Annotated in this window: 9 protein-coding genes and 2 pseudogenes; 5 read left to right on the top strand and 6 right to left on the bottom strand. The window is 41.6% G+C overall.

Features of this window, described 5'->3' with window-relative positions; all coding sequences use genetic code 11:
• Nucleotides 1–683: 683 nt before the first annotated feature.
• Complete coding sequence (locus tag MKX71_RS20745; protein WP_339231596.1) at nt 684–1556, top strand: DUF4238 domain-containing protein; 873 nt, start codon at nt 684–686, stop codon at nt 1554–1556.
• A gap of 1324 nt (nt 1557–2880) precedes the next feature.
• Here the strand turns inward: MKX71_RS20745 and fbp are convergent.
• The 3 genes from fbp to MKX71_RS20730 form a co-directional block, all read right to left on the bottom strand.
• Nucleotides 2881–4806 (bottom strand): fructose-1,6-bisphosphatase, encoded by a 1926-nt coding sequence (gene fbp / locus MKX71_RS20740; RefSeq protein ID WP_339231594.1) that lies wholly within the window; start codon nt 4804–4806, stop codon nt 2881–2883.
• 206 nt (nt 4807–5012) lie between these two features.
• Nucleotides 5013–5171: a hypothetical protein gene (locus tag MKX71_RS20735; RefSeq protein WP_041334195.1), complete on the bottom strand. Its 159-nt coding sequence runs from the start codon at nt 5169–5171 to the stop codon at nt 5013–5015.
• Between the two features lie 28 nt (nt 5172–5199).
• A complete protein-coding gene (locus MKX71_RS20730) occupies nt 5200–5910 on the bottom strand; it encodes a GntR family transcriptional regulator (protein ID WP_046161066.1) in 711 nt (236 codons plus the stop codon).
• 157 nt (nt 5911–6067) lie between these two features.
• Between MKX71_RS20730 and MKX71_RS20725 the strand changes: the two are divergent.
• From MKX71_RS20725 to MKX71_RS20710, 4 genes and pseudogenes are all read left to right on the top strand, one after another.
• Nucleotides 6068–6148, top strand: a pseudogene (locus MKX71_RS20725) (PTS beta-glucoside transporter subunit IIBCA); the annotation flags it as partial.
• Nucleotides 6149–6245: 97 nt separating this feature from the next.
• Nucleotides 6246–6485 (top strand): annotated as a pseudogene (locus MKX71_RS20720) (PTS glucose transporter subunit IIA); the annotation flags it as partial.
• Between the two features lie 13 nt (nt 6486–6498).
• Complete coding sequence (gene bglA / locus MKX71_RS20715; RefSeq protein WP_327847091.1) at nt 6499–7938, top strand: 6-phospho-beta-glucosidase BglA; 1440 nt, start codon at nt 6499–6501, stop codon at nt 7936–7938.
• A gap of 286 nt (nt 7939–8224) precedes the next feature.
• A complete protein-coding gene (locus MKX71_RS20710) occupies nt 8225–9577 on the top strand; it encodes a polysaccharide pyruvyl transferase family protein (protein WP_327847092.1) in 1353 nt (450 codons plus the stop codon).
• A gap of 109 nt (nt 9578–9686) precedes the next feature.
• Here the strand turns inward: MKX71_RS20710 and ahpF are convergent, their stop codons facing one another.
• From ahpF to gnd, 3 genes are all read right to left on the bottom strand, one after another.
• A complete protein-coding gene (gene ahpF, locus MKX71_RS20705; RefSeq protein WP_003226996.1) occupies nt 9687–11216 on the bottom strand; it encodes an alkyl hydroperoxide reductase subunit F in 1530 nt (509 codons plus the stop codon).
• A 13-nt stretch (nt 11217–11229) separates the two neighbouring features.
• Nucleotides 11230–11793: an alkyl hydroperoxide reductase subunit C gene (gene ahpC, locus MKX71_RS20700; protein ID WP_003243686.1), complete on the bottom strand. Its 564-nt coding sequence runs from the start codon at nt 11791–11793 to the stop codon at nt 11230–11232.
• Between the two features lie 465 nt (nt 11794–12258).
• Nucleotides 12259–13665, bottom strand: a complete 1407-nt coding sequence (gene gnd / locus MKX71_RS20695; protein ID WP_101169704.1) for a decarboxylating NADP(+)-dependent phosphogluconate dehydrogenase — start codon at nt 13663–13665, stop codon at nt 12259–12261.
• Nucleotides 13666–13677 lie beyond the last annotated feature (12 nt).

The raw sequence follows: 13677 nt of genomic DNA, 5'->3' as shown, positions 1-13677 counted from the left end.
ATCTCTCTGGAAGGAAGTATTAGTACGCCGCCTATTAAACGTTGTTAATATACCTGTAGTAATCTTATTTAGTGCTCTATGTGAAGATGCTATATTACCCGTTTCCCATTCACCAGCAAAAATATCTTTATCGTTATTTAAAATCTTCACGGCATGAATTGGGCCTGGTCTAGTAATACTAACACTGACGTCGACACTAACTCTTCTTGCAAGTTACGTGCAGCTAAATATGTCATAAAAGTTTCCTTAATTGGTTTTACACCATTCATATTTTCACCGCGGAATAATCTGAATTCACCACTTCTTTTTGGGTTCTCCATTTAAAGATTATTGGTCTATTGAAAGGTGGTCATGTAATAAAGCTTGTACTGATGGATTTTCGATCAAGATAATATAATTTGTGGGAGGTGAACTGGGTGTCGCCTATTGAGCTATTCAAAACAGGTGTGGCTTTTGGAGTATCAATATGTTTATCCATAAAAGAAAAATTTAAAGATAAGGAGTGAAGTTGTGAGATATTTTTTGTTAAGAATTTAATGGGTGTAGTATTAAGTCTAGTATATCGGTGACATTTATATTTAAAAGGAAAACAAGCTGTTTGTTGCTATATTATTTCCATATATAGGTATTATGATGAGATTACACCAACTATTAATAAATATCCGGAATTGGAGAGAAAGTTAATGGAAAAGCGCAATCACCATTATGTATCACAATTTTATTTAAAAGGTTTTTTAGACGAAAGAGTTATTCCTCCTCGTGAACCAAGTCTATGGGTTTACGATAAGTATCTTAAAAAATTAAAACAGAAGAGTACAAAAAATGTGGCCAATATAAACGGATATTATGATTTGAAACTAATTACGGGAGATATAACCACAGAAGTTGAAGAATTTTTTGCAAAGAAAATTGAAACTCCTTCAGCGATAATTTTGAAAAAGATACTAAACCAGACTTTGTTAAGTGATGAAGAGAGAATTCAATTCTCTCACTTTATATACTTTTCTCTTTCCAGAGTACCTAATTTTCTTAATTACATGACATGGTTTCATAGAAACATCGAAAGATTAAAATCGCTCTTTGACGTAAGCGAGGAGACAAAAGAAATAGTTGAAGAAACAATTAGTGCTGAGGAATTAACAACGCTGGAACTTATGATTGAGTCTTCTAAAATATTTGTACCGGTTATTTACAATATGAACTGGCAGTTTCATATCGCACCTCAACATAAGTACTTTCTTACATCAGACAATCCAGTAATATTAAATGATCCAAGTCAGAAAAAAATATCTCCGTCTTTCAGTGGTTGGAATAACCCAAATATTCACTTAACGTTCCCTTTAAATTCTACAATGTGTTTAAGGGCAACATGGGGTAGGAAAAGAAAACCATATGTTAAGGCTAGTCCTGAATTTATAAGAGCTATTAATTTTCGAACATCTTTTTTTGCTACACGTTATATTTTTTCATCTAGACAAATAGAACCGCCCGTACTAAATGGAATTTTCAATTACAATCTATCAGATATTTATGAAAGCAAGCAAAATTGGGAGTAGATATTTTATAGAAACAGTTTTTAGACTTCTTAAAAGAGAGTGCTATTGAGGAAAATTGGTAAGTTTTATCACTGTTTGGAAATAGTAAAGATAATTTTGAGACAGCACTTAACACACTAGTGGAAGACTTAAATAGACAGCTTTATTCCTCGGGGTTATGGTTTGTACGAATCTATCCTGGAACAGGAGTAATACCTCATTTATTACGGAGAGCCTTATCATAAGTGAGTGAGTTTGAAGAAAATGACTCAATCAATTTGTCTTTGGAGCTATCCAAGTCAAATTACAGAACTTTTATGATAAATTAAGTTCGGATAAAGCAGAAGTTATGTTTTTGAACTATTGGTTAAATGAAGTATTTAATCCTAATCATCATAAGATGGCATATAGATCTAACTTTAATGTATTTGAGCTAGATAAAGAAACTGGTGAAGAAAAAAATTCATTGTCAGAATAGCTTATCATCATTTGAGTTTTATGGTAACAAAATAAGAGTGAACTATATAAGAAAGACGAATTTATTTTCAATGGTTACAGCAAAATTTAAATGGTGAAAGCAGAATTAATGTTGAAAGAGAACAAGATTTAGAAATTCTAATAGAATTAAAGCGCTTTTTATAAAGTGTAGTAACATTAAAGTGAATTAAATTAGAGGTGAAAAGGGAGAGAAAATAGAAACTCTCCTTTTAATAATTAATAAGCGAAGACATTTAAGGATAACATCTTTTATTTTACAATAGTTTTGTTATAACTCCTTGTTGCTAACCTTTACCGATTTTAGACGAGCACACTTTTGAGTTGACTTGCGCTTTTTTTCTATCTACATTCAACGTTTAAAATTTATGCTCAATCACTAAAATAATGAAGTTAAAGTCTGTATTAAATGTTTTTAGCATCTCTTTATCTGCTGTCTATCTTCTGTCTTGCGACTTTAATGCGTAATTGATGCTATGTGGTTTTAAAGATCTTCCGGTTGCTTTGAATGAACTAACTTAACTCCTTTTTATAAACGAATGAATAAATAAAAAAGACCAAGAAACTCTTGTTCTTGGTTTTTTCGTGAGAAATCAGTTATTTCTTCGATACTTCGTAACTAGATCATTCAATTGAATAACTCATTCTAAGAACCATAATAATGCTCCAGAATTAACGCATCACAAAGTGTACGTCATAACATTGGTTTTGCAACTATCTTCTGGTTAGTTTTTTATCTACTTGAGTTTTATTTTCCAGGTGCGATAGAATCCCCTCAAGGAAAACAGATATTTAATTTCATCTGTCTACCTTCTAGGGAGACAGATCTAACCCCTGAACCCCACATCCCTCACTTCATATACCGATACTCCCGCAAACACTCCAAAATCGCTACTTCCTGCAACAGTTCCTCACCCACATTCGTTTCCTTCACTTTCTTCCGCTCAAGCTCTTTGTCCACTAATCGCTTCACCGTTAAGACATCAGTTCCGGTGCTTAGGACTTCTGCCTTGGAGTTGAAGTGTTTATGGGCGACGAGCTGCATGCCGTAGGAGTTGTAGAGCAGCGTGTAGCCGGCGATGCCTGTTGTGGATTGGTAGGCTTTGGAGAAACCGCCGTCGATGACGATCATTTTTCCGTTTGCTTTGATTGGGTCTTCTCCTTCGATTTCTTTTACGGGTGTATGGCCGTTGATGATATGGCCATGATCTGGATTGAGGCCGAATTCTGCCAGGATGTTTCGGCAGGTTGCCTCGTCTTCTCGTAAATAATAATACGGGTTTTTCTTTTCTTTATGTGTTTCCTTTTCTTTAATGAAATAGCGCTCAAATGTCGTCATGGCCCGTTTTCCGAAGAGGGAGGAGTACTCGCCTGTCCATAAATACCAGGCCATATCTGTCGCCAGGTCATCGGTTTCTTCCGGGTGGGCAAACGCTTCCCGCAAGAATCGTTCAAATACATCGAGCAGCTCACGGCCCGCATACGGTTTATCCTCAATCATCATCGTTTCCATATTGCCGTTTTCATCGACAGGAATACAACCGTGAATCAACAGGTTGCCGTTATATTTTAAATAAAGGCTGCCTTTTTTCATCATAAAATTCATATGGCGGCCCAGCTTTTCGGAATGCTGGACAGAGAACAGCAGCTTGTCTATGACTTCTGCTTCTTCTTCTAATAGCTGGTCTGGCTGCTCCGGATTTATCGTCGCAAAGCAGGTGTTTTCCAGTTGATATGTTTTTCCGTTTAGCGTGATTTCGTTTTTGTCATAATCTATTTTCTCTAATAACAGCCGCTCTTCCATATTAAAGTTCGGCCGTCTCTTGATAATCGGGCTCTCGAGCTTGAATTGGATCATCGCAATCGCTTGATGGATTTTTGTGATTTGCTTAATCTCATCCTCTGGCCTGTTTTCGTCTGCTTTTGGGCGGAACGCTGGATTATCATCATAATATTTTTCGGCCAGGTTCAGCAGCGGTCTCAGGTTGATGCCGTACACGTCCTCAATAATATCCAGGTTGTCATAGCGGGCACAGATACGGATAATATTGGCCAGGCACACTTTGGAACCGGCATAGGCACCGATCCAAAGGACATCGTGATTTCCCCACTGAATATCGACAGAATGATAGTTGATCAGTTCTTCCATAATTCTATCCGGCTGCGGTCCGCGGTCGTAAATATCGCCGACCACATGCAGATGGTCGACCACCAATCGCTGAACGCTGTAAGCAAGGCCGGTGATCAGCTTATCGGCTTGGCCAAGCTCAATGATCTGATCAATGATTTCGGAGTAATATTGCTCCTTGTTGCCAGCTTGTTCTGTTTTGTATAGCAGCTCCTCCGTAATATAAGCAAATTGGGCAGGCAGTGCTTTGCGTAATTTGGAGCGGGTATACTTGGAGGAGCAATATGAAACGAGCTTAATCATTCGATGAATCGTTTCTTTATACCACTCGTTTAACGCTTCTTTCGCATCAAAGTCATGTTTGATTAACTTCAGTTTGTCTTCCGGATAGTAGACCAATGCTGCTAATTCATCGATTTCTCTATCGTAAATGACACCGCTGAAGATGTCGCGTATCTTCTCTTTGACTCGTCCTGAACCATTGCGCAGCACGTGCTGGAATGCCTGATACTCCCCGTGCAAATCACTGACAAAATGCTCAGTGCCCTTTGGCAGGTTCAATATCGCTTTCAAATTAATGATTTCTGTTACCACTTTTTCTTCACAATCGTATTTTTGCGCGAGTAGATCTAGGTACTTGCTTTCCAAAATCGTCCATCCCCTTTTTAGAATAAATCCCTATATATGATCATGTGCATGATAAGGTGAATTTAAAAGTATGACATTATTTTTAAACATTGGACCTTTATATGATAGTACCGCATAACTGCTTTTAGAGACAATTGAAACGGATGAATAAAGTGAAACACAAAAAAACCAGATGTCAAATCTGGTTTCCTGTTCAAAGTAAACTATTATTGTTTTTCTTTCACCATCTTTATAAAAAGGAAAAAGATAATGAATACGATAAAGTAGTTCATTGGATTCTTAACGATGCTCATCTCTAGTGAAATCTGTAAGAGTATCCAGAGCGCAAAGATGGCTAGTATTGCAGGAATGATGATTTTGTTCATGTCGACCACCTTCCATAGTGAAGCAGCTCTACAGCAAAAAACTATTAGCCTGTACGACAAACTGCGACTGCTTATAATTATACGAAATCTTCGAGTAATCAAACGGCTGCCCATTTGTCAGGTGAAAAATACTTTCTATATACAGCTTCGGCAGTCCAGCCTCTAATCCCAAGTATTCCGCTTCTTCCTCATTAAGCTGGCCCACGTGCAGAAACAAATCAGAAAAACCAATCTTCAACCCCAGTCCTTCCCGGATGTAATGGAAGATGGAGTGGGAGACGATTTCGTTGTTTAAATACGTCACGATCGATTTGTTGTAGTAAGACTCTTCGTAGCAAAGGGTCTGGCCGTTGATGTAGCGGACCCTTTTGACATAGTAGATGTCTTCGTTTATTTCGATGTTCAGATTTTCCGCCGCTTCCGGTGTTGGCTTTCTCACGTCCAGTTCGATGACTTTTGAGGTGACGTTGAAATCCTCGAGGTCTTTTTTAAATCCCTGATTCGACAGAAGGCTGATATAGCCTTTTCGTTTATGTTTTCTGACGAAAATGCCGCTTCCTCTGACTTGAAAGATCGCGCCTTTTTGCTCTAATAGCTCCAGGGACTTTGTGATGGTGCTTTTGCTTACTTCAAACTGGGCCATGAGGGTTTCCAGGACTGGCAGTTTGTCTCCCTGCTGAAGCTGGTGTTCTTCTATATATGTTTCAATTTCCGCTGCAATTTGCTGGTATTTTAACATACGCATTCCTCATTTATTCGTTTAGTTTCACTTGTCAAAATTATAGCATAAACCGCTTACAATGATAGTTAGTGCGTAAATAGTTTGTTTCGGCATTGATAAATTATACCGGTACAATTATAATGAAAGCGTAACCAAAACAAAGGGGTGGGTGAAAATGTCGGGGAAAGTGAGAGATTATACGAGACTAGCAAAAGACATTTTAGAGGCCGTAGGCGGGGAAGAGAATGTGATTGGGGCTTCTCGCTGCGCTACCAGACTTCGATTGGTGCTGAAGCGGTCTACCCCTAAAGCGAAGGATATCGTGAAATCGATGCTACCATCCCGGCGTCATTACGGTTGTCATGGTTGCGCCTACAAAGCATGCGATTGGCCTGCGTTCAGCGTCCGGCGTCGAATTGCTTGCGCACATCGGGCTGGATACGGTGACATTAGGCGGCACGTCTTTTTCCTTGAAGGTAAAAGAAGGCGATACCGTCAAAAAAGGCGAAGTGCTTGTTGAGTTTGATAAAGCTTTCATTGAAGAGATTGAGGAAAGTGCATTACATCAAAAAATATTTACAGTCGTAAGCTGAGGAGGAATTAAACATGGGAAACATGCCGAAGGATTTTTTATGGGGCGGTGCTTTAGCTGCCCACCAATTTGAAGGCGGATGGAATCAAGGCGGTAAAGGGCCGAGTGTCGTCGATGTGATGACAGCGGGTGCGCACGGCGTGCCGAGAAAAATCACTGACACGATTGAAGAAAACGAATTTTATCCAAACCATGAAGCCATTGATTTCTATCACAGATACAAGGAAGATATCGCTTTGTTTGCAGAAATGGGATTAAAATGCCTGCGGACGTCCATCGGCTGGAGCCGGATTTTTCCGAAAGGCGATGAGGCTGAACCGAACGAAGCTGGTTTGCAGTTTTATGATGATGTGTTTGATGAATTGCTGAAGCATGGGATCGAGCCGGTCATTACCCTGTCTCACTTTGAAATGCCGCTGCACCTGGCAAGAGAATATGGCGGCTTCAGAAACCGGAAAGTCGTGGACTTATTCGTCAACTTCGCAGAGGCTTGCTTTACCCGTTACAAAGATAAAGTGAAGTACTGGATGACATTTAACGAGATTAACAACCAAATGGATGTGAACAATCCGTTGTTCCTATGGACGAATTCAGGTGTTGTGGTTGGCGAAAACGAAAACGCCAAGGAGGTCATGTATCAAACGGCACACCACGAACTAGTGGCGAGCGCATTAGCAGTGGCAAAAGGAAAAGACATCAATCCAGAGTTCCAGATCGGGGCCATGGTATCACACGTGCCGATTTATCCTTTCTCCTCCAATCCTAAAGATGTGATGCTGGCTGAAGAAGAAATGAGGCAGCGCTATTTCTTCCCTGATGTGCAGGTGCGCGGTTATTATCCAAGCTACGCGTTGAAGGAATTTGAACGCGAAGGCTACAACATCACATTCGAAGACGGCGATGATGAGATTTTAAGAAACGGAACCGTCGATTACTTAGGCTTCAGCTATTACATGTCAACAACTGTGAAAAGCGATGTGAAAAATGATAACACTGGCGATATTGTAAATGGCGGCTTGCCGAATGGTGTCAAAAATCCGTACATCACTTCGAGTGACTGGGGATGGGCGATTGATCCAACCGGGCTGAGATATACGTTAAATCGTTTTTATGACCGATACCAAATCCCGTTATTCATCGTTGAAAATGGCTTTGGCGCAGTGGATACGCTGGAGGAGGACGGCAAGGTTCATGATCCGGAGCGCATTCAATATTTAAAATCGCATATTGAAGCATTAGAAAAAGCGGTCACGTACGATGGTGTTGATTTAATTGGCTACACGCCGTGGGGCATTATTGATATTGTCTCCTTCACAACTGGCGAAATGAAAAAACGCTACGGCATGATCTATGTTGATCGTGACAATGAAGGAAACGGATCCATGAAGCGGTATAAGAAAGATTCCTTTGAGTGGTACAAAAATGTCATTCAAACGAATGGCGAGGAACTATAAGAAGCTGGCCCGAATCGAGCACTTTTACCGAGTGCCTGGTTCGGGTTTTTGGCATGATCCGACACGATATCCAATAATGGGAATAGATTACTAGCGCTGATTGTATGTTATGATTTCACCTGTAAGATCCTTTTTTGTATAATTTAATATTAGAATGGAAGAAAGGGAGAGAGTTTGTGAGTAAAAAGGGATGAAAGCGGGTGTCCGGCTGAAGTTTTAAGATCATGATAGAGTTCCCTAAGCAAATCTCCTGAAAAAAATTTGGCGAGGAAGGGGCAACATCACATTGAAAAACATTTTAATAAGAGCTGGCATATCACCATTTGATACATTTAATGCAGCTGAAATGATTGTTCGCAACTCCATTGGCGGCAACGTAGGAAACCTAGTATATGCCTACAGTGTGTTTCGCACGCTGATGACAGAAGGAACGACGATTACTCCTGATTATTATCGGATTAATCCAGCGGATGCTGAACAAATTAATACAAATTATGATATGTATGTTATTCCGCTGGCAGATGCATTCCGCGAGGATTTCGTGCCTTCTTTACGGAAATATACCCAATTAATTAAGAAACTAACCATTCCGGTTGTTGTGATTGGTGTTGGTTTGCGGGCTCCGTTTGAACCAAAATTAAATGAAGGTTTTCCTTTTGATGAGGATGTAAAAGCGTTTGTAAGTGCTGTGCTGGAGAGATCAAATATGATCGGTGTCCGCGGTGAAATTACAGCGAAATACCTTTCCAGATTAGGCTTCCGTGAAGGCATTGACCATACGGTGATTGGGTGTCCTTCTATGTATGCGTTTGGCAGAGAACTGAAGATAAGAGAAACTAATATCACAACAGAATCTATGGTGACGGTTAACTCATCAAGGCTGTCTCCAAAGCATGTGCTGGACTTTATTACGAGAAGCATGAAAGAGTTCCCGAATCATTACTTTATCCCGCAATGGCGAAAAGAAATGATTCTGACGTATGCGGGTGCGCCTGCGCTAGCGAAGCCTGCTGATAATTATCCGGTCAGCATGGAAGACCCGGCTTATCAGAATGATAGAGTCCGATTCTTTTTAAATGTGCCGACTTGGCTGGATTTCCTGAGAAAAGCCGATTTGAGCTTTGGCGCAAGGCTGCATGGAAATATCGCAGCGACGATTGCCGGTACACCGAGCCTGTTGCTTCCGAAAGATGCCAGAATGCGTGAATTAGCTGAGTACCATCAATTAACGCATGTCATGGCAAATGAGATAACCGATCAGACAAAACTGTCAGAATTAATTGAAACACTTGATTTTCATCAGCCTGAGAAACGGCAAGCGCAAAACTTTGACCATTTCATCAGCTTCTTGAATCAAAATGAATTAGACCATATTTATAAAGAGAAAGCGATTCCTGATACCGTTCCTTTTGACGAAAAACTATCTAACACGAAGCTTCTTCCGCCTGTGACTACAGTTAGCGGCTGCAGTTCCACAGAAACAGCGAAACGCTGGGAAGCGCTGATGGCATTAGAAAATGCCAAAAAGGAAAAAACCATTAAAGATCTGAAAAAAAAGGTCAAAAAGTATCAGGGCACGTTAAATAGAAAATCAGTGCGTATCGCTTTAAAAACAGCAAATATGCTGAGTGTGAAGTGACCATTCACTAACATTACAACTATATTACAGTTGTATAAAACTTGCAATATTTTTGGAATAAAAAAGAAAGCCGCAATGCTGCCAATCTGGCAATTGCGGCTTTCTTATATTAGTTACGGATTAGGTAATCAAACGCGCCGAGGGCGGCAGTTGCACCTGATCCCATAGAAATAATAATTTGGTTGTACGCACTGTCTGTGCAGTCGCCGGCAGCAAATAAGCCTGGTACGCTTGTTGCGCCATGTTTGTCGACGATGATTTCGCCCATGCGGTTGCGTTCAACCGTTCCTTCTAACCATTCTGTGTTTGGCACGAGACCGATTTGGACGAATACACCTTGAAGTTCAACGTGTTTTTCTTCGCCTGTTTCGCGGTCTACATATGTGATGCCGTTAACACTCTGATCACCTGTGATTTCTTTTGTTTGTGCGTTTTTCACGACAGTAACGTTAGGCAGGCTGTAGAGACGTTTTTGCAGGACTTCGTCTGCTTTCAGTTCCGGCGCGAATTCTAGCACAGTAACGTGATTGACAATACCTGCAAGATCAATCGCTGCTTCGATACCAGAGTTTCCGCCGCCGATTACCGCAACGTCTTTGCCTTCAAACAATGGCCCATCACAGTGCGGGCAGTATGCGACACCTTTGTTTTTGAACTCTTGTTCACCGGGGACGTTGACATTGCGCCAGCGTGCACCTGTTGAAAGGATCACTGTTTTACTTTTCAGGACAGCGCCGTTTTCGAGTTCAAGTTCGAACAGATCTTTTTTCTCAAGGCGTTTCGCACGCTGAAGGTTCATGACATCAATATCATATTCCTTCACATGCTCTTCAAGACTTGCCGCAAGCTTCGGCCCTTCCGTCGCTTTGACGCTGATGAAGTTTTCGATGCTCATGGTGTCGAGAACCTGTCCGCCGAAGCGTTCAGCGACAACCCCAGTGCGGATGCCTTTACGTGCAGTGTAGATCGCTGCACTTGCACCAGCAGGTCCGCCTCCGACAACAAGAACGTCAAACGGCTCTTTGTCAGCAAACTCAGATGCATCTGCGCCGCTGCCCATTTTCGCAAGGATTTCTTCAAGCGTCATACGGCCGCTTCCGAAGGATTCGCCATTCAGGTAAACGGTCGGCACTGCCATGATGTTTTTGCTTTCAACTTCTGCTTTGTATGCTGCACCGTCAATCATCGTGTGCGTAATGTTCGGGTTCAGCACGCTCATCATGTTTAAAGCTTGTACAACATCAGGACAGTTGTGGCATGTCAGGCTGATATAAGATTCGAAGTGGTATTCACCGCTGATCTTCTTCACCTGATCAATGACTTTTTGGTCCACCTTAGGCGGTCTGCCGCTCACTTGGAGCAGCGCCAACACTAATGATGTGAATTCGTGGCCCAGAGGGATACCGGCGAAAGTCACGCCAGTGTCTTCTCCGACACGATTGACACTGAAGCTTGGCGTTCTGTTTAATTCAGCTTTTTCAACTGAAATTTTCGATGACATGGAAGCCAGCTCATCAACGAGAGCCAGCATGTCCTTAGAAGTGTCATCTTCGCCTGCGCTAACTTTGAGAACAATGTCATTCTCAATTAGCTGCATATATTGATTTAATTGTGCTTTGATGTTTGCATCAAGTACCAATTGAATGCACTCCTTAGATTTTACCTACTAGATCAAGGCTAGGTGTAAGAGTTTCGCCGCCTTCTTCCCATTTAGCCGGGCAAACTTCACCTGGGTTTTGACGAACGTATTGAGCTGCTTTTACTTTGTTTACAAGGTTGCTTGCGTCACGGCCGATACCGCCTGCATTGATTTCAACAGTTTGGATAACGCCGTCTGGATCGATGATGAATGTTCCGCGGTCAGCAAGGCCAGTTTCTTCGTCAAGAACATCGAAGTTGCGAGAGATCGTTTGAGATGGGTCGCCGATCATTGCGTAAGTGATTTTGCTGATTTTTTCAGAGCTGTCATGCCAGCCTTTGTGTACGAAGTGAGTATCTGTAGAAACAGAGTAGACTTCAACACCTAATTCTTTAAGAGCAGCATATTGTTCTTGAAGATCTTCAAGCTCAGTTGGGCATACGAAAGAGAAATCTGCTGGGTAGAAGCAGAATACGCTCCATTGGCCTTTCAAATCTTCGTTTGTTACATCGATGAATTCACCGTTTTTGAATGCTTTTGCTTCGAATGGAAGTACTTCTTTACCGATTAAAGACATAATGTATATTCCTCCTAAAAATGTATTAGAAAGCATAATCGCTTTCAATAATAATTCTAATTATATATGAATTATTAATTAATATATATTTTTTGTCAAGCCATAACCTACTTTTTTTCATCTTACTAAAGGTGTGACAGGTAGGATTTATGCATTTCTTTTATAACAAATGAGAGGCTGATTCTCAATTAGACAAGGTTTTCAGGGACTTTTGTAAATCAGAATGACAGGCCGTTTTGGCATTTGAACATTTTATGACACCATGGTCAAGGGCAAAGGACAATGGCCAAAAGCAGAATAGAACGGAACAGCAAGCTGCTGTCACATGATGATCTTGGGGATTGTTTCTAGCTATTATTGTATCACTGTTTATGATATTTAAAACATAACTTATGTCTTCTGTTGTTTGGGATAGAAGAAAAAAACACGGTTCAGTTGAAAACTGACCGTGTTTTTGATGACAGGTTATTCAGACCAATTCGTATGGAAAACGCCGTCCATATCAGTCCGTTCGTACGTGTGAGCGCCAAAGTAATCGCGCTGCGCCTGCAAGAGGTTCGCATTGGAACGCCCTGTGCGGTAGCCGTCGTAATAAGAGAGCGCGGTAGTTAAGCATGGGAAAGAGATTCCGGTGCTGATACCCTCGCAAACGACTTTTCGCAGGCCTGTTTGATAGGCATGGAGCTTATCTGTGAAATAAGGCGCGATCAGCAGGTTAGCCAGATTTGGCTGCTCACTGAATGCTTCGCTGATCACGTTTAGGAAATCAGCGCGGATGATGCAGCCGCCTCGGAAAATCAAGGCGATGTCTTTGAGCGGCAGATTCCAGCCGTAAAGCTCAGATGACATCTTATATTGGGCAAAGCCTTGTGCATAGGCGCATACTTTCCCCATGTAAAGAGCCTGTCTGACGTATTCAATCCAAGTGTCTTTATCCAAGTGTTTTTCTTCGGCTTCCGGGCCTGCTAATACATCTTGAGCTGCCATCCGTTCTTCTTTTAAAGATGACAAGTAGCGGGCGAACAAGGACTCTGTGATGATCGTGGACGGGATGCCGTTATCAATCGCCTGCATGCTCGTCCATTTTCCGGTGCCTTTTTGGCCGGTTTTATCAAGGATGACATCGATCAGAGGCTGTCCTGTTTTTTCGTCTTTTTTGCGTAAAATCTCAGCTGTAATCTCTATTAAATAGCTTTTCAGCTCACCTTGATTCCATGTTTCAAAAATAGATGCAATTTCATCTAGCGGCAGATGAAGCGTTTCTCTTAGAAACGTATACGCTTCTGCAATCAGCTGCATGTCGGCATATTCAATGCCATTGTGCACCATTTTTGTAAAGTGCCCTGCCCCTTTTGGTCCGATATAGACACAGCAAGGGTCATCTCCGACTTGAGCTGCGATTTTCGTCAGGATAGGAGCGGCTTTCTCATAGACGTCGCGATCTCCGCCCGGCATGATGGAAGGCCCTGTTAATGCGCCGACTTCACCGCCGGAAATGCCGACTCCCAGGTAGCCGATCCCTTTTTCCTTCAGCTCGTCATATCTTCTTTCTGTGTCTTCATAGTGGGAGTTTCCTCCGTCCATGATGACGTCGCCTTCTTCAAGCAAAGGCTTTAATGATTGGATGACGGAATCTACGGGTTTTCCCGCTGTGACCATCAAAAAGATTTTTCTTGGTTTTTCTAACGATTGAACAAAGTCCTCAAGCTCGTAATACGGGCTGAGAGATTGTCCATCCAGCTTTTGGACAAGCTGGTCCGTTAAATCTCTGGTGTAATTATAGACAGCGACGTTTTCACCTTTATTTGCCATGTTTAAGGCGATGTTGCTTCCCATTACGCCTAAGCCTATGACACCAATCGTATTGAACATGTGTTACAGCTC

The organism is Bacillus sp. FSL M8-0071, assembly GCF_037975455.1.
In the GTDB taxonomy this organism is placed as follows: Bacteria; Bacillota; Bacilli; order Bacillales; family Bacillaceae; genus Bacillus; species Bacillus subtilis.
Note: the sequence above shows the minus strand (reverse complement) of the source record. Positions and strands in the feature narration are given on the sequence as shown.